At 42.4% G+C, this 23,707-nt stretch carries 25 protein-coding genes, 1 tRNA gene, 1 pseudogene and 1 other annotated feature; of the genes and pseudogenes, 11 read left to right on the plus strand and 16 right to left on the minus strand.

Translation table 11 applies throughout. From position 1 onward, the window contains the following. Positions 1-45: 45 nt before the first annotated feature. From asnB to LOSG293_RS00645, 4 genes are all read right to left on the minus strand, one after another. Positions 46-1,926 (minus strand): asparagine synthase (glutamine-hydrolyzing), encoded by a 1,881-nt coding sequence (asnB, locus tag LOSG293_RS00630; protein WP_034525754.1) that lies wholly within the window; start codon positions 1,924-1,926, stop codon positions 46-48. Positions 1,927-2,037: 111 nt separating this feature from the next. After that, the gene (locus tag LOSG293_RS00635) at positions 2,038-2,721 is read right to left on the minus strand and encodes a Crp/Fnr family transcriptional regulator (RefSeq protein ID WP_051907122.1); all 684 of its coding nucleotides are present in this window, start codon (positions 2,719-2,721) and stop codon (positions 2,038-2,040) included. 68 nt (positions 2,722-2,789) lie between these two features. Beyond that, the gene (locus tag LOSG293_RS00640) at positions 2,790-3,698 is read right to left on the minus strand and encodes a magnesium transporter CorA family protein (RefSeq protein ID WP_034525756.1); all 909 of its coding nucleotides are present in this window, start codon (positions 3,696-3,698) and stop codon (positions 2,790-2,792) included. A 110-nt stretch (positions 3,699-3,808) separates the two neighbouring features. Next, the gene (locus LOSG293_RS00645) at positions 3,809-4,444 is read right to left on the minus strand and encodes an NAD(P)H-binding protein (RefSeq protein WP_034525758.1); all 636 of its coding nucleotides are present in this window, start codon (positions 4,442-4,444) and stop codon (positions 3,809-3,811) included. A gap of 257 nt (positions 4,445-4,701) precedes the next feature. On the opposite strand from LOSG293_RS00645, the gene LOSG293_RS00650 reads away from it, so the two are divergent. Then, positions 4,702-5,004: a hypothetical protein gene (locus LOSG293_RS00650; protein ID WP_034525760.1), complete on the plus strand. Its 303-nt coding sequence runs from the start codon at positions 4,702-4,704 to the stop codon at positions 5,002-5,004. A gap of 34 nt (positions 5,005-5,038) precedes the next feature. Here the strand turns inward: LOSG293_RS00650 and LOSG293_RS00655 are convergent, their stop codons facing one another. The 3 genes from LOSG293_RS00655 to LOSG293_RS00665 are packed head-to-tail and all read right to left on the minus strand — an operon-like array spanning position 5,039 to position 7,640. Then, on the minus strand, positions 5,039-5,965 hold the full coding sequence (locus tag LOSG293_RS00655) for an SPFH domain-containing protein (RefSeq protein ID WP_034525762.1): 927 nt from the start codon (positions 5,963-5,965) through the stop codon (positions 5,039-5,041). A gap of 12 nt (positions 5,966-5,977) precedes the next feature. Further along, positions 5,978-7,432: a DUF975 family protein gene (locus LOSG293_RS00660; RefSeq protein ID WP_081919833.1), complete on the minus strand. Its 1,455-nt coding sequence runs from the start codon at positions 7,430-7,432 to the stop codon at positions 5,978-5,980. Further along, a complete protein-coding gene (locus LOSG293_RS00665; RefSeq protein ID WP_034525764.1) occupies positions 7,422-7,640 on the minus strand; it encodes a hypothetical protein in 219 nt (72 codons plus the stop codon). The genes LOSG293_RS00660 and LOSG293_RS00665 overlap by 11 nt, the downstream gene beginning before the upstream one ends. A 271-nt stretch (positions 7,641-7,911) precedes the next feature. Between LOSG293_RS00665 and LOSG293_RS00670 the strand changes: the two are divergent. From LOSG293_RS00670 to LOSG293_RS00685, 4 genes and pseudogenes are all read left to right on the plus strand, one after another. After that, positions 7,912-8,277, plus strand: a pseudogene (locus LOSG293_RS00670) (DUF805 domain-containing protein). A 119-nt stretch (positions 8,278-8,396) separates the two neighbouring features. Beyond that, complete coding sequence (locus LOSG293_RS00675; protein ID WP_051907126.1) at positions 8,397-8,831, plus strand: pyridoxamine 5'-phosphate oxidase family protein; 435 nt, start codon at positions 8,397-8,399, stop codon at positions 8,829-8,831. A gap of 25 nt (positions 8,832-8,856) precedes the next feature. Continuing rightward, a complete protein-coding gene (locus LOSG293_RS00680) occupies positions 8,857-9,342 on the plus strand; it encodes a TspO/MBR family protein (RefSeq protein ID WP_034525767.1) in 486 nt (161 codons plus the stop codon). 103 nt (positions 9,343-9,445) lie between these two features. Continuing rightward, positions 9,446-9,529, plus strand: a tRNA-Leu gene (locus tag LOSG293_RS00685). A 163-nt stretch (positions 9,530-9,692) separates the two neighbouring features. Here the strand turns inward: LOSG293_RS00685 and LOSG293_RS00690 are convergent. Both LOSG293_RS00690 and LOSG293_RS00695 read right to left on the minus strand, forming a co-directional pair. Next, positions 9,693-9,983, minus strand: a complete 291-nt coding sequence (locus LOSG293_RS00690; RefSeq protein ID WP_034525769.1) for a hypothetical protein — start codon at positions 9,981-9,983, stop codon at positions 9,693-9,695. Between the two features lie 60 nt (positions 9,984-10,043). Next, complete coding sequence (locus tag LOSG293_RS00695) at positions 10,044-10,292, minus strand: hypothetical protein (protein WP_034525869.1); 249 nt, start codon at positions 10,290-10,292, stop codon at positions 10,044-10,046. 156 nt (positions 10,293-10,448) lie between these two features. Between LOSG293_RS00695 and LOSG293_RS00700 the strand changes: the two genes are divergently transcribed. After that, positions 10,449-10,913: a MarR family winged helix-turn-helix transcriptional regulator gene (locus LOSG293_RS00700; RefSeq protein WP_034525874.1), complete on the plus strand. Its 465-nt coding sequence runs from the start codon at positions 10,449-10,451 to the stop codon at positions 10,911-10,913. A 26-nt stretch (positions 10,914-10,939) separates the two neighbouring features. Here LOSG293_RS00700 and LOSG293_RS00705 read toward each other — a convergent pair whose 3' ends face one another. The 3 genes from LOSG293_RS00705 to LOSG293_RS00715 all read right to left on the minus strand — a co-directional run bounded on the left by LOSG293_RS00705 (position 10,940) and on the right by LOSG293_RS00715 (position 12,898). Beyond that, the gene (locus LOSG293_RS00705; protein WP_051907129.1) at positions 10,940-11,650 is read right to left on the minus strand and encodes a CPBP family intramembrane glutamic endopeptidase; all 711 of its coding nucleotides are present in this window, start codon (positions 11,648-11,650) and stop codon (positions 10,940-10,942) included. A gap of 215 nt (positions 11,651-11,865) precedes the next feature. Beyond that, positions 11,866-12,060, minus strand: a complete 195-nt coding sequence (locus LOSG293_RS00710; RefSeq protein WP_034525773.1) for a hypothetical protein — start codon at positions 12,058-12,060, stop codon at positions 11,866-11,868. 10 nt (positions 12,061-12,070) lie between these two features. Continuing rightward, positions 12,071-12,898, minus strand: a complete 828-nt coding sequence (locus tag LOSG293_RS00715) for an HAD family hydrolase (protein ID WP_034525775.1) — start codon at positions 12,896-12,898, stop codon at positions 12,071-12,073. A 141-nt stretch (positions 12,899-13,039) separates the two neighbouring features. Here LOSG293_RS00715 and LOSG293_RS00720 point away from each other — a divergent pair, with 141 nt between their 5' ends. The 3 genes from LOSG293_RS00720 to LOSG293_RS00730 all read left to right on the plus strand — a co-directional run bounded on the left by LOSG293_RS00720 (position 13,040) and on the right by LOSG293_RS00730 (position 15,259). Next, positions 13,040-14,008 (plus strand): 2-hydroxyacid dehydrogenase family protein, encoded by a 969-nt coding sequence (locus LOSG293_RS00720; RefSeq protein ID WP_034525777.1) that lies wholly within the window; start codon positions 13,040-13,042, stop codon positions 14,006-14,008. A 99-nt stretch (positions 14,009-14,107) separates the two neighbouring features. Next, positions 14,108-14,482 (plus strand): large-conductance mechanosensitive channel protein MscL, encoded by a 375-nt coding sequence (mscL, locus tag LOSG293_RS00725; RefSeq protein ID WP_034525780.1) that lies wholly within the window; start codon positions 14,108-14,110, stop codon positions 14,480-14,482. 120 nt (positions 14,483-14,602) lie between these two features. Continuing rightward, positions 14,603-15,259: a deoxynucleoside kinase gene (locus LOSG293_RS00730; RefSeq protein WP_034525782.1), complete on the plus strand. Its 657-nt coding sequence runs from the start codon at positions 14,603-14,605 to the stop codon at positions 15,257-15,259. Positions 15,260-15,298: 39 nt separating this feature from the next. Here LOSG293_RS00730 and LOSG293_RS00735 read toward each other — a convergent pair whose 3' ends face one another. Then, a complete protein-coding gene (locus LOSG293_RS00735) occupies positions 15,299-15,769 on the minus strand; it encodes a universal stress protein (protein ID WP_034525784.1) in 471 nt (156 codons plus the stop codon). Positions 15,770-15,803: 34 nt separating this feature from the next. After that, the gene (gene pepV / locus LOSG293_RS00740) at positions 15,804-17,216 is read right to left on the minus strand and encodes a dipeptidase PepV (protein WP_034525787.1); all 1,413 of its coding nucleotides are present in this window, start codon (positions 17,214-17,216) and stop codon (positions 15,804-15,806) included. 113 nt (positions 17,217-17,329) lie between these two features. On the opposite strand from pepV, the gene LOSG293_RS00745 reads away from it, so the two are divergent. Next, entirely contained in the window at positions 17,330-18,160 is an 831-nt protein-coding gene (locus LOSG293_RS00745; RefSeq protein WP_034525789.1) for an NAD(P)H-hydrate dehydratase, read from the plus strand. A gap of 47 nt (positions 18,161-18,207) precedes the next feature. Here LOSG293_RS00745 and LOSG293_RS00750 read toward each other — a convergent pair whose 3' ends face one another. Next, positions 18,208-19,872: a putative polysaccharide biosynthesis protein gene (locus tag LOSG293_RS00750; RefSeq protein WP_034525792.1), complete on the minus strand. Its 1,665-nt coding sequence runs from the start codon at positions 19,870-19,872 to the stop codon at positions 18,208-18,210. 150 nt (positions 19,873-20,022) lie between these two features. Here LOSG293_RS00750 and LOSG293_RS00755 point away from each other — a divergent pair, with 150 nt between their 5' ends. Beyond that, the gene (locus LOSG293_RS00755) at positions 20,023-20,913 is read left to right on the plus strand and encodes an alpha/beta hydrolase (protein WP_235786774.1); all 891 of its coding nucleotides are present in this window, start codon (positions 20,023-20,025) and stop codon (positions 20,911-20,913) included. A gap of 36 nt (positions 20,914-20,949) precedes the next feature. Here LOSG293_RS00755 and leuS read toward each other — a convergent pair whose 3' ends face one another. Next, positions 20,950-23,370, minus strand: coding sequence for a leucine--tRNA ligase (leuS, locus tag LOSG293_RS00760; RefSeq protein ID WP_034525794.1), 2,421 nt, complete (start codon positions 23,368-23,370; stop codon positions 20,950-20,952). Between the two features lie 75 nt (positions 23,371-23,445). Next, positions 23,446-23,649, minus strand: a binding site (T-box leader). Between the last annotated feature and the right edge of the window lie 58 nt (positions 23,650-23,707).

The raw sequence follows: 23,707 nt of genomic DNA on the forward strand, positions 1-23,707 counted from the left end.
TAAGCTAAACAGGTCAGTTTCAGGACTCAGTTTCCTTTTGTGAATTTAAACGACGGTACGGTGAACCTTTGATAAAGTATCTGCAGTCGTATCTTCTGGGAAGTAGACTTGGTACCAAAGAATGAACGTGTAAATCGTAAAGATCTTTTGCATGCTTGATTTACCGTTAATGTGTTCTTGTAAGATGTGCATCAAAGCATCGGTATCAAAGAATTTTTGAGCAACGTCTGAGGCAAAGGCTTCTTCAATTCGCTTACGATACTTGTCTTCCTTAATCCAACTTGCAATTGGTGATGGGAAGCCTAATTTTTCCTTCTTAGCAACTCGCTCTGGTAATTCTGCTAAAGCGGCTGTCCGAAGTGAAATTTTAGTTTCAGTACCTTGAATTCGCGTTTTAGTTGGCATTGTTGAAGCGAACTTAGCCACTTCTTTATCCACCAATGGTGTCCGAACTTCAAGTGAGTTCGACATACTCATTCGATCAGCCTTATGCAAAATATCATATGGCAACCAAGTGTTGATATCGAAGTATTGCATTTGAGTAATCTCATCCTTATCCTTCACATCGTCAAAGATATGTTGGGTATACTCAGCCGTATCCTTGTTCAAAGCTTTGTTCTTTAAGATTTGATCCCGTTCATGTTCGTTAAAGACGTAGTTCACCCGGTAATAACGTTCACTAAGTGGTTGCGCCCCACGCGTCAAGAACCGTTTACCGTGGAAACGAGGTAAGTTTTCAACAGCCTTAGCAAGTCCCTTACGGATTAGCTTTGGTACTAGCTTTTGGTAGCGCTCAAATGGCACAGCCTCTAAGTACGTGTTGTAGCCACCGAAGAACTCATCGGCTCCTTCACCAGACAGTGCAACCTTGACGCTCTTACGAGTGCCTTTTGATAAGAAGAAGAGTTGCATTGCGGATGGGTTTGAAAGTGGTTCGTCCATGTAGTACATGATCGTTGGCAGGATGTCAAAGTAGTCATCCCCCGTAATCGTGAGTGGCGTGTTTTTTTGCTTAATTTCTTTGGCAAATTCAGTCGACCAGCTCAACTCACTGTACTTAGAGTTATTGAATCCAAGTGAAAATGATTGAATTGGCTTCAACTTAGCGGCTTCATTCAAGACGTAACTTGAATCAATCCCACTTGAAAGGAAGCTTCCAACCTCAACGTCGGCAATCATGTGAGCTTTCACTGAATCATCAACGATGCCGCGGATCTTCTTGGCATCTTCTTCAATGGTTTGTGAGTTATCAATGTGGTCGTAGTTAAACTTATAGTACGTGTGGGTTTCTGTCTGACCATCCTTGTGAAAGAAGTATTGGCCTGGCAGTAATTTGAAGACGTTTTTGAACATCGTTTCTTTTGATGGAATAAATTCAAAGCTCAAATGAACTGGTAAAAGACTCTCGTTGAACTCCTTAACGAACTTAGGATGTTCAAGGAAGCCCTTAATTTCAGAAGCCCAAAGGAAAGTATCACCATCGTCATAGTAGTAGAGTGGCTTGATACCAAAGTGATCACGCGCACCGAACACTTCTTTGGTGGCTTTGTCGTAAATAACAAAGGCATACATCCCGCGGAGCTTCTGTAACAAATCTGGGCCCCAGGCATCGTAACCATGAATCAAGACTTCTGAATCCACTTCAGTTTGGAATTCGTAACCGAGTTCGATTAATTCTTTTCTAATATCTTGGTAGTTATAAATTTCACCGTTAAACGTGAGGACCTTGGTCTGATCCCGGTTATACATTGGTTGCTTACCATGAGCCAAATCAATGATTGAAAGACGACGGAAGCCCATAACGGCACCCTCATCGCTAAAGTAAGCATCGTCATCTGGACCACGATGCTTAATCCGATCTGCCATGTTAATAATCGTGTCGCTTGGGACATCTTTTTGGTTAACGTAACCAACAAATCCACACATGCTTTTATCCCCTTTAGTTCTTATAAATAATCTATTTTAATTACACAACAGAAATATACTATCAAATTTGTTTGGCTATTACTAGCAACATAACGCTTTTTTAAGCTTTCTTCACTCTTGGAAACTCAATTCATCATGATCCAAGATTTTGATGTTGCGTCGACCACTCTGCTTAATTAAATTTTCCGCTTCAAACTCTCGGAGTTTCCGTGATAAAGATTCCGGCGTAATACCTAAGTATGAGGCCAGATCTTTCTTGGTCAGCGGTAGTTCGAAATATTCACCATTTTGCCCCTCTGCTTCGAGCAAATAATTGGCCAACCGTTCGGCAGCACTTTCAGTCGTCAATGAAGCTGAGCGGCGTTCACTATCTTCGAGACGCTTAGACATCTCGGCTAACAGTGCAATCGCGGTCGAAGGATATTGACTCAGCAAATCAATCATATCCTGGTGCTTAATGGCACAATAATGTGTCGGCACCACTGTTTCAGCAAACGATTCGTGCACACTCACGCTAAAAAGTTGGTGTTCACCAATGACTTCACCAGTCGTTACCACTTTCAAAAGCTGCTCCTTACCGGACTCACCCACGCGAGTCATTCGAACTTGCCCATGGTGAATAATGTACAGTGTTCCTGAAGATTCACCTGCTCGATACAAAAATTCGCCTTTCTCAGCCGTTTTCATTTCGATTAATTCAGCAACCTGCCCAGTCTGTTCTTCATCCAGCCCCTGAAAAATAGGCACTAATTTTACGCAGCGTTTTCGTTCTTCAAAACTATCGTCCATGTGCATTTCAATTGCCTCCTTCGACCGTCATCCAACGGTTCATTATATCAAATAATTGCATCTTTAATGACAACCTATTTTCGTCGGTGGAACTTCAAAATCATTAGTAACCAAATGATGAAGACCGCGGATAAGATGATAATGAACACCCAGGCGTTCGCCCATTTTTCAAAGGGTAAGTGGACATTCATCCCGTAAAAGCCGGTCAAAATCGTTGGAACGGCCATGGTAAGTGACCAAATCGTCAAAATTTCCATGATATCATTCAGATTATTATTAACGACACTATTAAATGTGTCAGAAATTCGCTCAACGACCTGCGTTTCAATTTCAATCATTCGCTGCACCTGCTCTGATTCGATGTGCACATCTTCAATGCCGTCCATCCGATCATCATCACCAGTTTTGCCAAAGTGAGTTGAGCCTAATTTATTTAATAAGTCGAGGTTAAGCTGGACCGCACTCGAGAAGAACGTTAACGTCTGTCGCAAGTACGATAGCGCAATTAAATCTTTATTTTTAGCATTTTTGCTAAGCACCTTGTCCATTTGGTTTCGCTGACGGGTAATCAGGCGCATGACGGGAATATAGCTATCCATCATCGCAAACATAGCCTCCAAAATAAACAAGTCTGCGCGTTTAGTGGTGGAGTCTCGGCCCACTTGTTGGAAAATAGTATTCACTTCCTCAAGTCGGCTCTCATTAAACGTAAATAGGTTGCCACTATGCATTAAAAAGCTGACTGGCCGCGTAATATATTTTAGTTTGGTTTGATCCAGAATGTAGGGCACGTGAAGCGTAATTAATTCATTGTCCGTGTCATCATCGTAAACATAGTGCGGACTTTCATCTTTATCAGTAACGTAGGTAATCATTTCCTCTGTCAGCCCATATTGTTCGGCCAGCGCAGTTCGTTCCTCATCCGTTAAAGCTTCGGTTTCAACCCAATTAAAATCGTTAAATGACTTATCTGTTCGAATCATTGCGACTACTCCTCAACTCTTTTTTATCATTATCATGCTAACTGAGACTGATTACAACGGTTCAAACGTCAAAAAAATGCCGAACGCATTGTTCGACATTGTCACAATCATTATTTATCGACAACTGTAAATCGTTGACGAAGGTGCTTAGGATGTTCAATTTCATCTACAATGGCAACCGCAACATTTCCAGTTGTCACCACTGATTCACCTTCAGTATTTTGCATCAGCTGATCGGTCCCCATCACGTATTCAGTTGCTGGCCCTACTTTGAAGTTCCCTTGTGGTGAAATGGCTGTCCAGTTAACATTATCAATCCAAGTCAGAAAATCATACTCGTGAACTTGTTGTAAAGGTGTCTCAATCCAAGGGGCGTTCGCATTGTTAGCTAGAATAGCTTTTAGCAGACGGTTACCACTTGGATCTTTCAGTGAGGCGGCACCTAAAATAAAGAAGAGTGTGGTGTGTTTATTTCCTCGAAATAGTCGAATTAATTTGGCAGCAAGATCCAAATGCTCGTATGCCTTTGGCGATCTGAAGGCATCAATCACGTAGTCAAAACCCGCTAAATCAGCTTGGCTGAGGCTAAAAGCATCCTTTTCCAAAATTTTTGCTTCATGACCTAATACTTCAACTGCTTTTTCACGATCTCGTACAATGGCTGTCACATCATGTCCTCGACGGACCGCCTCTTCAAAGATTGCTTTCCCTGCATTGCCAGTTGCACCGATAATACCGATTTCCATGTTCGCTCATCCCTTCTATCTCAATCTACTTCACAATGGTATCATGCTTTCACCATATTTCTTAACGGAAAGCTCACTAGTTTCTTATTAAATATTTTGAAGGACTTTCGTTCAATTACTTTCGCTTAGTATGTTATAATGCAAGCGTATTCAAATTACGGGGAGAATATGACTATGTTTAAGAAGCTAACCAAGTCACTCGTTATGGCTGTTGCAGCTTTGACTTTAGGGAGTAGTTTTGGGGCCGTTGCCCAGCTATGGTGAACGATAATCACGTTCAGACTGCTGAAGCTGCAACAAAGAAGAAACAAACCGTCTACTTAGGAAAAGTGAAGAAGGCGCGTGTTATTTACCGTTTCGATTTAAAAAAGAATACGGCTAAAAAGTATGGCACCGTCAACAAGGGGCAATACGTTGCTGCCACATACAATAAAAGCTTAGGTGGTTGGATTATCACCATTTATAAAAGCAAAAAGGTGAAAACAACTAGTAAGGTCATTTTCGCAGTAAGCGGTAAATCTGCAACTTGGTTCAAAAAAGTCAAAACTTATAAAGTCTAAAAAAAGTCCAGATCAGCTGATCTGGACTTTTTCATTACTCACCTGCTGCGTCTGTAGCAGGTGCTTTTTTATTTTTCAACAGTTCACCAATCGCTGGTAACTGCCCCATCGTATCTGCCGTTTTATTTGGTAGCACAATGGTGTTGGCCGGCGACTTAGCTAGTTCTTCAAATGCCTTTGTATTCAAGTCAACGAAGTAGTTGCCATCAACCACTCGTAACGCATCGTTCACCGTTTGAATTCGAACCGCTTCGGCTTCAGCTTCAATTTTAACTGAAGTTGCTTTTGCTTGTGCCCGAGTGACCATAGCTTCGTTTTCGGCCTTGTTAGTTTCAAGTAAGGCACGGTTGTTAGCCTCATTTTCCAAGGTGATAGAACGACTCTTACCTTCAGCGGTCGCAATCGTTGCATCACGTTCACGGGTAGCTTGTAGTAATCGATTCATCGAATTCTGGATGTCTTGGGATGGATTAACTGAATCAATGTTAATTCGGTCAACATTCAAACCGTAGCCAGCAGTCACGGACGAGATTTCTTTGAACAAAGCAGCGTTGATTTCTTGTGTTCCGTTCAGCACTTCATTCAATTCCTTATTACCAATGATGCCTCGAAGCGATGCCCGTGTATCTTGAACCATTGAGCGAACCGAGTTTTCATTTTTAAAGACGAAATCGGAAATATTGGTCACGTGAAATTTAAGCGAAATTTTCACTGAGATTTCAGCGTTATCCTTAGTGATCACAATTTGCTGATCTAAATCAAGTGGTGTCTGAGCTGTACTAACAGTCACAATTTTGGAAATAAACGGTTTGATAAAATGTAACCCTGGATTCAACGTTTTTTCGTACTTACCAAGTGTCATGACAACCCCAACATTGGGCTGAACCACGATTCGAATGGAAAATACCAAACACACAATGACTAAAACTAAAATCAAAATACTAATAATTAACAAAATCAACACGCCCCTATCTTATTCTGTTCGACTCAAATCAGTGACCTTCATCCGATTACCACTGACGTTTGTTGCTCTCATACCAAATTCATAACTCGCTTCATCACCATCTTCGGTGCTTTCGTCCCCCGCATATGCGCTAAACGTAAATTCTAGTTTGTTAATTGACTTAATTGATGGTAATTTCTTCAAAAATACGTAAACGTACTCCGAACGGCTCTTATCGTTAGGAATACCACCATCGATATAAGTACTCTTGTAGTGCGAATCATAGGCTTTACCGAAGTTCGTCTTCACAGTCATCTGTGATGGATAATAATTGTTATCATACTTTCCAGTCTTGATGTTGATGTGAAAAACTAATAGGCCACCAGTCGTCTCTTCGCCACTCCCCACTTCAAACTTTTGCTGAGGAATCTTCACAATCCATGCATTCTCAATTGTTGCTCGCGAATCAAGCCACTTTTCACTCTGCCAGTTCAAAGCAAGTTTGCGAATACCGGTAATTTTCGGCTTCACATCATAATTAACTTCCAGCGTTCTAGAACTTGGATCAAACTTGTTTGAAGAGGCCCGGCTAGCGCCACCTCGTTCATTTAAGGCATCCGTAAAATCAGCTACGGGTTTAATACCGTTATGAGGTGCAACCTTTCCATCGTCAGAATCTGTATCGATGGTAATCTTCCTAGTTGAACTCGATTCTTGTGTTTCTGCCCGTTTTTCCCGCGCAGACTGAATCCCATGACTCACGACATTGCCCAGTGCTAGCACGACCAGAACGGCAATCACGCCACCGACTAGCCACCAAATCCAGTTTCGTTTAGGTGTTGGATTAGGCGTTTGATTCGTTGTTCCCATGGCTTGATTATAGAGCGAATCTTCCACGGTAGGTTCCGGTTTAATCGGCTCACCGAGACTAAATTCACCAACTCCCTGAGTTTCAGCAACCTGACTACTAATTAAGTCTGAGCCACCCGGACTGACCATCGGGTTAGGATCAGGAACCGGATCAGATGCTCCCTTTAGGCCAACGTAAAATGCCATTTGCGTCATGATAACGTACGGTGTTAGCCACAGAAAACCGATTCCCAATGTTAGTGTTGCCAGTAGTAACCAGCCTATAAAACTTAATTGAAGTAAAAATAACCGCCACTTGTTGCCATTCATCAATTGTCGACTTTGCGTGATACAGTCCAAAGCACTAATCTTTGTAGGATCTTCCCCGTGATTCAAACGGTCAAAATAGACATTTAAGCTTTGTGCATATGAAAAACTCTTAATAATTCCTGGAATATAAAACAGTAATGCCCACAGTCCTGTGAATAAGCCAATCAAAAATTGAAGTTTGAATAACCCCCAAGCGTACTTGGCTGCTAGGGGAAACGCATCTAGAACTCTAGGTACTTTTTTTAACGTGTACCAATTAAAATAAACAAAATTGAGCGCCAAGGTCACCATTTGACTAATCACCATCCAACATAGATAGACGACGATTAGTAAAAAGGCGAGCCCCCCCTACCCGTGTGAAATAAATGGCTGCCGACAAAATACCATAAACAACCGAACCCGAAAATGAGACTAATAAAAAAGTAACCAACATCAGCAGCGCTGCTAGCCCCCAATGACCGGCCAGCGTCTGCCTGGCCTTTTCACGATACGACGCGAATGTCCCCTTTTGCATTTTTGTTCCTCCCCAAATAATAGTTTAGTTATCCCATTATAACTGCAATAAATATACTAAAAAAGTCACCCTTTCACAATGTTTATTTCACGAGGCAATCCTATTTTGTCATATTTAACTCTCTTAATTAAGCTACTCGAAAAAACCGTGAGCAAACTTTACCCTCTTTATTCGATTTTTGATTATACTTATGGTTAGGAGATAGGTTTACTTATCGATTCGTCCAATACTGAAGACGTAAAAAGCTGCGATTAGGTTAGGAGGTATTTTCATGGTTGAAGCATACAAAGACTTTTGGCGAAATATTTTTAATTTCTCAGGGACTTCAGACCGTCCACACTAATGGTGGCCAGCTATTATTAACTGGATTTTAGGTGTTATTATTGTTGCAATTATCCAATCCATTACAGGACATCCAATTTCAGAAATCTACAATTGGCAAGACCTGGGCGTCGACTCAGTTCGAAATATTGTGGCGCTTCTAGTTTGGATTGCTACACTTGCTGTTTCAGTTCGTCGACTTCACGATACGGACCGCTCCGGTTGGTGGGTACTCATTCAAATCGTGCCAATCATCGGTGGTATCTGGTTCTTCATCTTAATGCTATTACCATCAAAGCCAGGTCGCTGGAACTAAAACAATTAGAAAATGCTGACTTACCGATTTCTAGGTGGGTCAGCATTTTTATTGCATTCTTCTGCATATTATTGTTAGGCTGATAGTGACCAAACTATTCTCTAATCGAGGCGAAAATCATGAAAACTGAAGCACTCAAGAAAGCCAATCAAATCATTCAGGATACGAACGTTTTTCAAGTTGCCACAATTGATGAGCAAGGATTTCCCTGTCAGGTTGCATTAACCCCCTTACCCATCAATCGTAGCGGCAATTCAGTTTTGTTTTATACAAGCGGCAAAACGACCATCATTCGAAACATGACCCGTTCCTCCAACGCTTCAATTTTCTGTTTTAACGAAGCAGACTACTCTTCCGTATCTTTGAAGGGAACCCTGCGAATCATGCAATCTGAGCCAATCAACGACGAGCTACAAAATGCACTCACTACGTTTCAAAAAACACTCAACTATGAGGATCCAGTTATCTTGAAATTCAGTGCCATGACTTTAAAGGTTCGGTATAATAACGCGATTACCACAGAGAATTTGGAGAAACTACAAAACCTAGATTAATTTCTAAGCAGAGGAGGACTTTCAAATGACAGTCAAAAGTACAGGACAGAGACTACTCATTTTACTGGGCTTTATCTTAGCCGTTGAGGGCATTGGTTTTCTATCATCTGTCTTATCGGGCGATATCAAAGCTATCTACCATTCTCTCGTATTGCCGCCTTTTTCACCACCTGACTATTTGTTTGGCATCGTATGGCCCGTCCTTTATCTGTTAATCGCTATTTCGGGCTATTTACTCTTCATCAATGTTTCACCAGGCACGCTACAAAAAGCTAATTTGATCAAGTTCCTGATGCAGCTTCTATTAAATTTTGCGTGGAGCATTGTATTCTTTCAATTTGAACTTTTCTGGGCCGGACTCATTATCATCTTGGTGATGGATATCATTGTAGCCATGAGCATTAAACCATTTTACGTCACTAATAAATTTAGTGGTTATTCATTTAGTATTTACCTGTTATGGTTACTATTTGCCACATATCTGACTGTCGGCGTGGCAATCCTAAACTAGTCATCAAATTTCAATTTTATCCAAATGCCAATTCAAAGTTATGATTTTATGCAAAAACACCTTTTCTAAAAATCAAAAATAGTGTAAACTTACTATTGTTGTTGCCCCGATGGCGGAATTGGCAGACGCGCAGCGTTCAGGTCGCTGTTTGGGAGACCAAGTACAAGTTCGAATCTTGCTCGGGGCATAAGTTAATACTTCGGATGCATCACAGTTCCACTAGACGCCTAGAAATAGGCGTTTTTATTTTTGCCAATTGCATGGAAAAGCACTGAATGGCAAAAGTGTTTGGTCTATTTTTGGCCGAAAAAACCTCGCTCCCACATTAACAGGAGCGAGGTTCTATAAATCTATTCTTTTGGTTCCTTTGGCAACGCAATCACCGTGCCATAACCGTGAACCACCAAAAATTTGGGTGCGACATTCAGATTCACCACTTCGGTATTAAATCGAACATCGATGACGCCATCCCCATCTTTTTCCTGAGCTTGCGCAAATAATTTTTGCTTCACTTCATCAAATAATTGGTCAAAAAGTTCAAATTGATCTGGTCTTTCAGAACGCATCATGACCTTTGCCGTTGCGTTGATAACGCCCTTCAAAACATGCGCCTGATTGTATCCACCGGTACTCATAAACATGACTATCACTCCACCTATTTAAAATAAAAGAACGGTGCACACAAGTTGCACCGTCACTATTTAAAATCGTTCTGTAACTTTATAAGGTTTACTTGATTCGGGATTTGCAGGACTGTCAACATGACTCACAGTGTTATCCGCAAGGAAAATATCGAATGACTTATTGTCATCGACGCCCTTCACCACTAAAACGTGGCCATTCTCAATGTTGTTCTTTTCGCGGTATATTTGGGCCTTGGCAACTGCTTCGTTATAATCATGAAAGTTACCGATTGAATCCCCAGGGTTGAAGAAAATCGTTTCATCCATAGCAATCATCCCTTCTCTTTTAATTAATTCAATTATACCCCACTTTAACCCGTTCTTCGACTTTTAGCTCGGAAACGTAAAGGAAGTTTGCCGACCAGGGAAAAATTGTGTAAAATGTAATTTACGAACTAAAAATAAGAAGGGTTGGTTTTGCTCATGTCTCATACGGTACCAATTCATTTAGATAGCCAGCTCTGTTTTGCTATCTACTCGGCAAATAAAAACTATAATCACTTTTACCAAACTGCATTAAGCAAGTTTGATTTAACCTATCCTCAGTTTATTACGTTAGTAGCACTTTGGGATAAGTCTCCCTTGAGCGTTCGTCAATTGGGTGCGGAGTTAAACCTCGACTCTGGTACCCTCACGCCACTACTCAAACGTCTAGAAAAACAAGGCTGGGTAAGTCGTAAGCGCAACACTGAAGATGAACGCCAAGTTGATATTAATTTGACGGATTACGCTAACTCACACCGTGATGAAATTTACGACCGTGTCAACAGTTGCCTAACTATGGCTGGTATTCCGGTTGATGAATATCAAGCTGCTGTAAATAAATTAAAAGAAATCGGCGAAAAACTTGAAACTGTCGCCAATAATGAAGATCTCAAAGCAAAATAAAACCACGCTGTTTTCGGACAGCGTGGTTATTTTGTCACTAGAATAGATGCTAAAAGTGCCAACATCGCAAACGCGTTATTAATCATGTGAATAGCAATAGAAGCTCTCAAACTTCCCGTTCGCCGATAAACAAACGCTAAAATTGCCCCCATAGTTGCGTAAATCAAGAAACTCATTATCGTTGTACTTCCATGGCCGAGTGAGAAAATCACCCCACTTACAATAACCGGTAACCAAATTGACTCTGGTTTGAAGAAGGCATTCATGAGATAGCCTCGAAATACCATTTCCTCCAACACGGGTGATAAGAAAATGCCTGAAATGACCATCAAATACAGCGACCATTTGTCAGCGCTCATTAAGTTTTGAATGACTTCATTATTAGCCGTCTGAGTTTGCCCATCGATAGCAGCATTCAGCGTACTCAACACCATTTCTGCTGCAAAGAAGGCCACTAATCCAATCAAAGTCAGCCCCCACTGCTTCATCGTTAATTTGGTAAAGTAGGTTCTATTGGGCAACCGTTTTAGCAAAAAGTACGCTAGCCAGATCACTAGTGCGAAGGCCCCAATATAAGCCACCGCATTAACAAGTCGCAATCCAATATTATTTTGAGGAATTAATTTAAACAGAATCACCGGTACTTGCACAAATTGAATTAAAACAAATAACGAAGCAAACCAGAGATACCGGTTAAATTTGGGCGTTGTAGAGGTTAACTGTGTCCTTTCATCCATATCAACAAACTTCCTTCTTAAATTTAGTATCATTCTAATTTAAAGACACAATCAATAGTAAAAACAAGGTTTCTGCGTTAAAATTAGATTGTGAAATGATAGTCATTTCACAATGAAATGCTTTATCATTTACCTAGGTGAGTGATAGCGCTATGGGATTCCCCAATCTTGTAACGCGCCTTGTTTCAAGGGCCATTACTTCAGTGATGGCCCTTTTATTTGCGCCAAAGGCCAATAATCAGCCACATATAAAGGACGGTCACCACCATCATACTAACTAGCCAGGTTACAAACCAAACAATAATTGTCGTTACTGAGTTAATTGGCCAACCATAGGTAAAGTAGAGGACCGTGCTAATAATCACCAGGGGGACTCCCAGAATGATGGTATATGATAACCACTTTGGCATTGAAATTCTCCTATTCGAATATAAATTTATTAATGACTTCAGCAACTGCGCCGTGTTCATTATCGTTCTCAGTAACGTAGTCGGCAATAGCTTTAATTTCATCACGGCCGTTAGCGACACAGACTGATAACCCCGCTTTTTGTAGCATTGGCAAGTCGTTAAAATTATCGCCAATCGCGATGACTTCATCATGCGCGATGCCTAACTTATCTGCTAATTCTAACATCGCCGTACCTTTATTGACACCAGCTGGGTTAAATTCAACGTACCGATTTGATGAATAAGTGGCAACTAGTTCAGTTGGCAGTTCAGCCAGCACTGCATCATGAATTTGCGTTCTCACATCAGGATCGGCGTTATTGAAAATAACCTTCATGACAACCCGGTCGCCAATCAGATCCATATTGGGTTCAGGTAGTTCATCGAAAAAGACGCCTCGTGTTTCTAAGTAATGCTTTTCATCGGAGCTGATTCCATAAGCAAACATTTTTCCCAAAGCGTTGATGTGCGCTGACGTATTCGGAAAACTCAAGCCCAAATGAAAGACCTTGTCCGCAATTACACGATCTAGTGGATGAAGAATTTGAACCGCATTTTGATAATTCTCAACGGTGGCGCCACCGTTGAAGGAAATGACATAGTTGTTTGATTGATCTTTTACCCCCACCTGCTCCAACAGCGGTTGAATGGAGTCAAATTGGCGCCCTGTATTAGGGACAAATAGAATTCCTGCCTCAATTGCTTGTTTTATGGCCAATTCGTTGACCTTGGACAAATCGCCATTAGCTTGTAATAATGTTTCATCTAAATCTGTGACAATCATTTTATATCTCGTCATTATTTCCACTCCAAAAAGTTTATGTCCCCTATTTTACGGTAAAACCGGCGGCATTGCCACATTTTCCAAGAAACCGGTTTCAATAGCGAAGAATTGCGCTAGAATGGAGGTGTAACCTAAATCGGAAGAGGAGTGACTTTAATGGCAAAAGTACTATTAACTGGAGAAATTCCAGCACATGCATTATCTATTTTACAAGAAGCCGGTCTAGAAATTGACACGTTTAAGGGTGAAAAACTAATCACAACCCCAGAGCTAATCAGTCGGGTTGCTGACGTGGATTATTTGATTACCCCACTCTCAACTAAAGTTGATCAATCAGTAATTGATGCCGCACCAAACTTGAAATTAATCGCCAACTACGGTGCTGGTTTTAACAATATTGATACCGATTATGCAGCCTCTAAAGGCATTCCAGTCACCAATACGCCTAAAGTTTCGACAACTTCAACTGCCGAAGTTACCGTGGGTCTATTGGTCAGCCTCGCACATCGAATTGTCGAAGGCGACAAGCTGATGCGCAGTACTGGTTTTAATGGTTGGTCGCCATTATTCTTCTTGGGCCGTGAACTTGCTCATAAAACAGTCGGCATTGTTGGTATGGGTCAAATTGGCCAAGCGGTTGCGACTCGCCTAAAAGCTTTTGATATGAATATCATTTATACACAACGAACCCAATTAGATGCCACAGTAGAAGCTAAACTGGGCACCAAGTTTGTTCCGTTAGACACCCTAATTAGCGATTCTGATGTGATTACGCTTCACCTGCCAGCAACACCCGAAACCCACCACATGCTGGGGGCTGCAGAATTCAAACAAATGAAAAATAGTGCGTTCCTCATCAATGCAGCCCGTGGACCCGTCATCGATGAACTCGCCTTACTTGATGCGTTAAAACAAGGTGAAATTGCTGGCGCTGCTTTAGATGTTTACGAAAAAGAACCCGAAGTGGATGATGGCTTCAAATCCCTTGATAACGTCATTTTAACGCCACACATTGGCAACGCCACCGTTGAAGCCCGCGATGCCATGGCTGAAATTGTCGCAACCAATACCGTTTCCGTATTGAATGGCAACAAGCCTAAGTTCGTCGTCAATGGTGTGAAATAGTAAGAAAAGCCGTTCGACCGAACGGCTTTTCATTTGCAATGACTCCCCTGCATTCGCTACACTAGGATTAAATAGTTTAGAAAGCGAGTGAGTGACACAATGCTAAAAGAGTTTAAAGAATTTATTTCGCGAGGAAACGTGATTGACTTAGCCGTTGGGGTTATCATTGGGTCGGCATTTACCGCAATTGTGACCTCCCTGACCACCAACTTACTTAACCCGTTACTGGGGATTTTTCTTGGCAAAATGAACTTAACTGGATTATCCTTTTCGGTTGGTGATGCCGTCTTCAAATATGGTGCCTTTCTAAATGCGATTGTTAATTTTCTCATCATCGCCTTTGTAGTCTTCTTACTGGTTAAGTTGATTAATAAAGTCGTCCGCAAAGAAAAAGCAGAAGCTGTTCCAACACCGTCCGAAACCTACTTGAAGGAAATCAAGAAACTGTTGGAAAAGCAAGCCAATCAACACTAGCTGACTATAACATCGCCCTTTCTAATTCAAAATTTGGTAGAAATCTTAAAAATAGATGTTGTGGCGTAGAATAATATGCTACACTATATGTTGTAGATTTCAATAAAAAGAGGGGCTATCATGGTGATTATTACAGCAGGAATGATTGGTGTAGGTAAGACTACATTATCAGCAAAAATTGCAGAACATTTAAATTCGAAGCCATTCTTCGAACCAGTTGGCGACAACCCAGTTTTGCCACTATACTATAAGGATCCAAAGCAATACGGCTTCTTGCTTCAGATTTACTTCTTAAACAAGCGTTTTGCAATGATTAAGCAGGCGTTGGCAGACGACAACAACGTTTTAGACCGTTCAATTTATGAAGACGCACTTTTCACGCGTGAGAACAATGCTGAAGGTAACATCTCAGATACTGAGTTGAGCGTTTACTTAACGTTACTTGATAGCATGATGACGGAATTAAAGGACTTACCTAAGAAGGCACCAGATTTACTTGTTTACGCCTCAAGCGACTTTGATACCATTCTTTACCGTATTAAGAAGCGTGGCCGTGACTACGAGCAATTCGATGGTAACCCAGAACTCGAATCATACTACAAGAAGATCTGGACGGCTTACCAAGAATGGTTTGAAAACTATGATATTAGTCCTAAGATTAAGATTGACCTTCAAAAATATGATTTGGAAGAACCTGGCAACGAAGAAATCGTGCTCGGCCAAATCGACGATGCATTAGCCAAGATCCGCAAGCCAAGCGTTTCTGAAGCAATGTAATTTAAAAAGCCACTCATCAGCCGATGAGTGGCTTTTTATTTATCTTTTAAGCGGTTCGTTGGCTTGGTTCGTTCTAATAATTAGCACGTCGCTCGCCGCGTTTGCAACGACATAACTCGCAGTCGATCCCATCATCATCCGTTCGACAACATTAGCACCGGTTGCGCCCAAAATGATAAGGTCGACACCCTTTTCCAGCGGAAGCGTATTAGCCAGTTCCGTTTTGGGATTTCCATATTTGACAATCGTTTCAACGTTTTTTAGTCCCTCATCCAAGGCAGCCTGCTTATACTTAGCCACTAGTTCTTCAAACTCAGTTTTAACCTCATCTAGCATCTCTTGGTCAATGTAGCCAAAACTAGTCTTCGTGGCACTCTGGCGCATCACGGTTGCAATAATAAGTTCCGCATCGTTTCGTTTGGCAGATGCAATCGCCTTTAATACAGCCCGCTTAGCCTGCTTTGACCCATCAATACCGACTAGAATTCGGTTGTATGGAATGCTTGCCATTAGAATCGCCTCACCTTCATTTATCAGTAACTGCTTAGTCTTTATCCTTAGCTAGTTCATAAATTGACTCACCATAGATAGACATGGCTTGGATTAAATCAGCAATTGGTTGGAACTCATTTGCTTGATGCATGCTATCAGTTGTATGTGGAAATAAGGCGCCAAATGCGACTCCGCGGTCCATCAGTCGGCCATAAGTTCCACCGCCCACAACTTCTGGTTCCGCATCCGTTTCACCAGTTTGGTTGCGGTAAACGGTCATCAATTTTTGCACGATAGGATCTTGAGGATCTACATAATGGGGCACCATCGTCCGACCTGCTGTCAGAGTAAAGTGACCTGCCTCGGCAAATCGTTTCAAACCAGCTTCAATGTCATCATTCGTCATGCCCTTAGGATAACGGAAGTTAAGCACGATTTCCCCTGCCTCATTGGCTTGGAATTTCATCACACCGACATTCATCGTAAGGTCACCCATGGTAGCGTCAGTAAACGCCATGCCCATCTTAGCAACACGTGAATCTTCGTGAAGTTGATCGGCAATGAAGTCGATATATTGTTGAGCACTCCCACCTAATTGAGTTGCCTTTTGGAGGAAAACCGCCAAATAAGTTCCGGCATTGATCCCATTTTTAGGTTCCATCCCGTGAGCCGCTTTACCAATCACATGTAGTGCAACACCTTCACCTGAGACCGACACGTCACCCGTTACTGGATTTTCATCTAAGAACTTAGTAAAGGCAGTTGCTAATGCTTCGTTGTCTGATGTCTCGACAACTGCTTCTGCATCACGAGGGACCATATTCTCACGTAGACCAGAATCAAATGAAATCAAGCGATCTTCGTTTCCATTTGTACCTTCTGAATGGAACGTAAATGAAGCATTACCCTTTTCACCATTGATCAACGCAAATTCAGCATCCGGCGAAAATCCCATCGTTGGTGCTGGTTCTGAGTTGAAATAGTGGGTCATACCGGTCCACTCACTTTCTTCATCAGTTCCAATGATAAAACGAACCTTCTTATTCAAAGGTAAGCCTAACTTTTTAACCAACTTCAAACCGTAATATGCGGCCAACCCAGGCCCCTTATCATCCGAAGTGCCACGACCATAAACATTGCCATCCTTTTCAGTCAATGTAAATGGATCCGTATCCCAACCATTACCAGCTGGCATCACGTCTGCATGGGCTAGAATGGCCACCGTTTCGTCACCTTCTCCATACTCCACGTAACCGGCTAAGTTATCAAGGTTCTTCGTTTTAAAACCGTCGCGTTCTGCTAAACCTAAAAAGGCTTGCAGTGCTTTGGCTGGTCCAGGTCCAAGTGGCATATCCTCAGTCTTTTTTGAATCATCCCGCACACTTTCAATCGCAATGAGCGTTTTTAAATCTTCTAAATAAGCAGCCTTTTGGGCGTCTGCTTCTTGTTTCCAATTAATTGGCAAAATTTCGGCCTCCTGTAATGTTTTGATACCCTTATTCTAGCATAGCTTTCATTAAAACTAATACCCATTCGGCTCCAAAACTCGTGGTATACTCATTTTAAGGAAGTGGTTAGATGAAACGACTAGATCAATCAATTTTAACCAACACAATTCGAATCCGGCCAGACGATAGCTACAAAGGCACTTATGGACGTGTCACCTTAGTTGGCGGGAATCAAAATTTTGGTGGCGCCATCATTATGGCTAGTGAAGCGACTGTTTATTCTGGCGCTGGCTTAGTAACGACATTGACCCATCCAGATAATTCAGCCGCCCTCCATGCTAGGCTTCCCGAAGCCATGTTTGCTGACGTATTCATGGAGAGTACCCCGTTTGATTCTCTAATTCAGTCCGCCGATGTGGTGGTCATTGGACCGGGACTTGGAGAAGGACCAGAAAGCGTCAATTTGCTACGGAATGTGTTTCACTTAATCACGCCCGATCAAACGGTCGTGATCGATGGATCTGCTATCACCATCTTAGCCACCCATTCAGTGGCCTTACCTGATGCTAGGTTAATTTTTACACCTCATCAAATGGAATGGCAACGACTATCGGGCATTAAAATTACTGACCAAACCGAGGCCGCTAATCAAGCAGTTCGTGATCAGCTCAACGCAACGGTGGTTTTGAAATCGCACCGTACCGAAATCTACACTGCAAACGGCATTTATCAAAATCCGCTAGGCACCCCAGCACAAGCCACTGGTGGTATGGGCGATACCTTAGCAGGAATGATTGGTGGTTTTACTGCGCAATTCGCTAATACCGATAACGCAGTGATGGCTGCGGTCTATGCCCACAGCGCCATTGCTGAACTATTAGCGCAAAATCAGTACGTGGTGCTGCCCACTCAGATTATTCGGCAGCTTCCACAGTTTATGCACCAGCATCAAGCCAACTAAAAATGACTATCCCGAGTTTATTTGAACTCAGGATAGTCATTTTTTGGTTATTTAATTTTCAGCATGGTTCTAATTCGACCCATGCGAGGTCCCATAACCCGATCCGCCAATCGCGAACGTAGGGCAAGATAGACATAGCTATAACCACCTAATCCAGTCGCAATAGCAACAATCACAAGGTTGATAATCTTACCGTTGCCAAGACCAATCCAGCCGGTAAAACTGACCAATAATTTGGTCATGAGCCAAGCTAATACAAAGGTCATCAGAGCGAAAATCAATACTCGATTCGTATCATCACTAATCGCATGGTAATCCAGTCCGAATTGGTTATTCAAAGAACGAATAATGAGGTAATTGGCAACAATTAAACCAATTCCAGTTGCCACTAGCGTTCCAAAACTCCCAAGGAAGTAAACTGCTGGATACTGAACGATAAACTTCACAATCGTTCCAACCACGAAATACTTAACAGCTCGCTTATTTTGCGAAATTCCCTGCATGATAGCGGAAGTCACCGTAAACAAACCTAAGATAATCGAAATGTACGATGAAAATTCCAGAATTTGAGTAGCCAAGCCTGCTTGTTGAGCACCGTAGAAAACAATGTTAAGTGGCTGCGCAATCGCTGCCATCCCTAACGCACTCGGAATCATCACAAATTCAAACATCAAAAAGACGTTCGTAATTTGCCGACTAATCTCATGTTTATTATTTTTCGTGTAGGCTTCCGATAAAAGCGGAACGGCCGTCACTGCCAAAGCTGATGACAGCGAAACCGTAATCATAATAAGTTTATTGGCATTAGCCGCAAACATCGCAAATAAATCATTCAAGTAAACTTGGGAATAATCGCCTGCCATTTTCATAATCTTGAAGAAGGTAAATTGGTCAATCAACTGGAAGATCGTAATACCTGCCCCCAGTACGATAAACGGTACTGATTGTTGCAAAATTTCTCGATAAAGTTGGCTAGCAGGCACAATAATTTCATTGTTGCTGTTCGCCACTAGACCGCGGAATTCGTCACGCCGTCGCCAGTAGTAGACGCCTAGGACCAGTAACCCACCCAGTGCACCGATAAATGCAGCAAAAGTAGATTGCGAGACCGCTGTTACCCAGTTACCATGCATCACGCGCATAATCACAAATGCCGTAATCAGCATGTAAATCACACGTGCCAGTTGCTCAACAAATTGAGAAATGGCAGATGGCGCCATTTGTTGATACCCTTGGAAATAACCTCGGGTCAAACTCATTGTTGGAATGATGAGTACAGCCCATGCCAATGAGTGCAATACTGGAATCACATTCTCATCGCCACCAGAAAATAGCGGCGCACCAAAGTAAAGGACTAAGGCGCAAACAATTCCCGTAATGGCAGCCAGTACTAGTCCTCGTTTATAAAGTCGGACCCCGACCCCGTACTCATTCAAAGCGTTATAATGGGCTACCTGCTTGGCGATAGCCGATGGAATCCCCGCAATCGCGGCAATTAAAAAGAAACTGTAAATATTATAGCCCTTTGCAAAAAGCGCGTTTCCTTGGAAGAACAAGCTTCCAAACCATATTCCCCAAGGAATAATGTAAATGGCACCTAGGATACGTGACAAAATACTTCCTGCGGTCATCCATGCAGACCCATTCACCATTTGTCGTTGCGCATCCGATGCAGCACTTTGTGTAGACCCTTGATCTGAATTCTCAGACATGTCGTACCCTACCTTCTATGTAATCAATCTTATCCATTTTAATATGAAACCCTTGACTTAGCAACGACTATTACTAATCCTTAACTAGCGTTACAAAAAAGAGTTTGCTATGATTAATGCAATAACTTTATCGAGGGGGGACTCACTCAGTTGAAGCGTAAAATTTGGGCATGGATTGCCGTTATTGTCATCGTTGCTGCCATTGTTCTGGGGATAACTACTATCCATGTTCGCAACGAACGATTACGCCGCCTTTATACGTACAGTCACACCCTGTTTGTCCATGGGTGGACAGGAAGTATCAAGTCCGAAGAGCGAATGGTGCATGCCGCCGCTAAATCGGGAGCTGCGAAGAAACGTTTGGTCATTCACGTTAAGGCTAACGGGAAGCTCAAGTACAAAGGCCACTATTTCCGAGGAACTAAAAACCCGATGATTGAGGTGGTCTTCGACAACAATCGAGCCGGTGAATTTAAAGACGCCCATTGGATTAGAAAGGTCGTTAAATCCCTTAAGGCTCGTTACGGCATCACGAAATTCAATGCGGTTGGCCATTCAATGGGAAGTTACGCGCTGCTCTACTATACCCTGCTATATGGCAAGAATCGCAACCTTCCCCGACCAAATAAATTAGTCTTAATTGCGGGACCTTACGATGGCATCATTAATAACCACAAATTAAATCAGCCGACAGATTTGCCGTTAAGTAAGCTTTGGACTGATATGCCTAACCAGAATAAACTCTTAAAAAATGGTCGCCCAAAGATTATTCACAGCGAATACCGCATGTTACTGAATCTTAGAAAGCAGATTCCTCGAGGCGTCAAGATTTTAAACATCTATGGCGACCTGGAAAATGGGTCTAACTCGGACGGCGTCGTCACCATTACTTCTGCTCGATCACTAGGCTTCATTGTTCGTGGTCGGGTTGCCAAGTACAAAGAATTGAAAGTTGATGGCGAACATGCACAGCATTCAAGCCTTCATGAAGATAACTTCATTGTGAATCGTGCCCTCATCAATTTCCTTTGGGCAAAATAAAAATCCTGAGATTATCAAAATCTCAGGATTTTTTCTTTATCCAACTACAATATTTACAATCTTGTTTGGCACAACAATCACTTTACGGACGGTAACATCTTGGAGATGTTGCTTAACCGTTTCATCAGCTAACGCTAACTTTTCGATTTCATCCTTATCGGCTGTTGCTGGTACTTTAACGTGCGCACGAACCTTACCGTTCACCTGAACGGCTAGCTCAACTTCGTCCTCAACTAACTTACTTTCATCGTAGGTTGGCCAAGTGGCGTAAGTAATTGTGTCGTCGTGGCCCAATAATTGCCATAGTTCTTCGGCAATATGAGGGGCGATTGGTGAAAGCATCTGCACAAGCCCTTCCATGTAAACAAGTGGCAAACTATCAGCTTTGTATGCTTCGTTGACGAAGACCATCATTTGAGAAATAGCCACGTTGAAACGCAAGTGCGTCATATCGTCGGTCACAACTTTGACCGTTTCGTTATAAATCTTATCGAGTTTACCATCGTTAATGGTTGTGACGCGATCACGTAGATGGTTGTTATCATCAATCATCAAACGCCACACTCGATCTAACCAGCGGTGAGCACCCGAAATACCTTCAGTACTCCAAGGCTTTGAGGCATCCAAAGGTCCCATGAACATTTCATAGAGTCGTAACGTATCCGCCCCATGAGATTCAACAATTTCATCTGGGTTGATGACGTTACCCTTTGATTTAGACATCTTTTCGTGGTTCGTTCCCAAAATCATCCCTTGGTTAACTAACTTCTGGAATGGTTCCTTCGTTGGAACAACGCCCAAATCATAAAGTACTTTGTGCCAGAAACGCGCGTAAAGCAAATGCAAGACGGCGTGTTCAGCGCCACCAATGTAAAGATCAACTGGTAGCCAACGCTCCAATTTTTCAGGATCCGCAATCATTTTATCGTTGTGTGGATCAATGTAACGCAAGAAGTACCATGAACTACCCGCCCACTGTGGCATTGTGTTCGTTTCTCGTTTACCCTTACGACCATTTTCATCAACGACGTTTACCCAGTCATCAATCTTGGCCAGTGGGCTTTCACCCGTCCCAGAAGGTTCAAGTTGCTTAGTTGCTGGCAACTTCAATGGTAATTCATCTTCAGGAACTAAAGTGGTTTCGCCATCTTCCCAGTGAATAACTGGAATTGGTTCACCCCAGTAGCGTTGACGAGAGAAAATCCAGTCACGAAGACGGAAGTTAACCTTCTTTTGCCCGGCTTTATGTTCTTCCAGCCAATCGATGGCTGCTGAGATGGCTTCCTTTTTATCCATGCCATCGAGGAACCCGGAGTTGATGTGCTTGCCGTCGCCTGTGTAGGCTGCCTCAGTCACATCGCCACCCTCAATAACGGGAAGGATTGGCAAATCAAATTTCTTAGCAAATTCGTAGTCACGATCATCGTGTGCGGGAACGGCCATAATTGCACCCGTTCCGTATGATGAAAGGACATAATCACCAATCCAGATAGGTACTTGTTTGCCGTTAATTGGATTAACACCATAAGCACCTGTGAAGACACCAGACTTATCCTTGTTCAGGTCAGTTCGTTCAAGGTCAGACTTCGTGGCAATTTGCTTCTTGTAAGCTGCAACAGCATCACGCTGTTCATCGGTGGTGATGGCATCAACCAGCTCATGTTCTGGAGCCAAGACCATGTATGATGCACCAAACAAAGTATCAGGACGTGTTGTAAAGACCTCAATCTTCTTATCCGCATCACCAGCGACATCGAAGAAGACACTGGCACCTTCAGAACGACCAATCCAGTTACGTTGTTGTTCCTTAATGCTTTCTGGCCAGTCAAGGTCATCCAAATCATCAATCAAACGATCGGCATAGGCCGTAATTTTCAAGACCCATTGGCGCATTGGTACGCGGTAAACAGGATAACCGCCACGTTCCGTCTTTCCGTCGATGACTTCCTCGTTGGCCACAACGGTTCCGCCCATAAAGTCTGGCGCCCAGTTGACCATAATCTCGTCCTCGTAAGCGAGGCCTTTTTTGTATAACTGTTCAAAAATCCATTGCGTCCACTTATAGTACGATGGGTCTGTCGTGTTAATTTCACGATCCCAATCGTATGAAAAACCTAGTGAACGGATTTGACGCTTAAAGTTTTTAATATTTTGCGCTGTAAAGTCCTTGGGATTATGGCCTGTCTTCAATGCGTATTGTTCTGCTGGCAAACCAAAAGCATCCCAGCCCATTGGATGCAATACACTGTAGCCCTGCATCCGCTTCATTCTGGAAATAATATCCGTTGCCGTGTAACCTTCAGGATGACCAACGTGCAGGCCTTGTCCAGATGGATATGGGAACATATCTAAGGCATAGAACTTTTCCTTAGTACTGTCATCATTAGTCTTGAAAGTTTTATTTTCCTTCCAATAGTGTTGCCACTTACGTTCAATTATTTTGTGATCGTATGCCACTCAAAACGCTCCCTCTCAAATTATGATTAAAACTAAAAGTTGGTATAAAAAAAGCCTACAAGAAGCTCTTGCTTCTTATAGGACGAACTAGCCGCGGTACCACCTAATATTCCCAATAATGGGCTCTCAAATTCGTAACGCGAACCAGACGTCCTGGCCTACTGATTGTTCAGCCAGAAGATAAAGAGGTGAGTTCGGCAGGCCAACGCGCTAAGTTCGCAACAACCACTTAGTTTCTGAACACGTTGACTAGTCTACTAATCCTCGTAACATTAATATTTAATAAGATTACCTAATGCTACCAAAGCCAATGGCAAAAAGCAAGGCAACCAGTAGA

The organism is Secundilactobacillus oryzae JCM 18671, from assembly GCF_000740055.1.
Lineage (GTDB): Bacteria > Bacillota > Bacilli > Lactobacillales > Lactobacillaceae > Secundilactobacillus > Secundilactobacillus oryzae.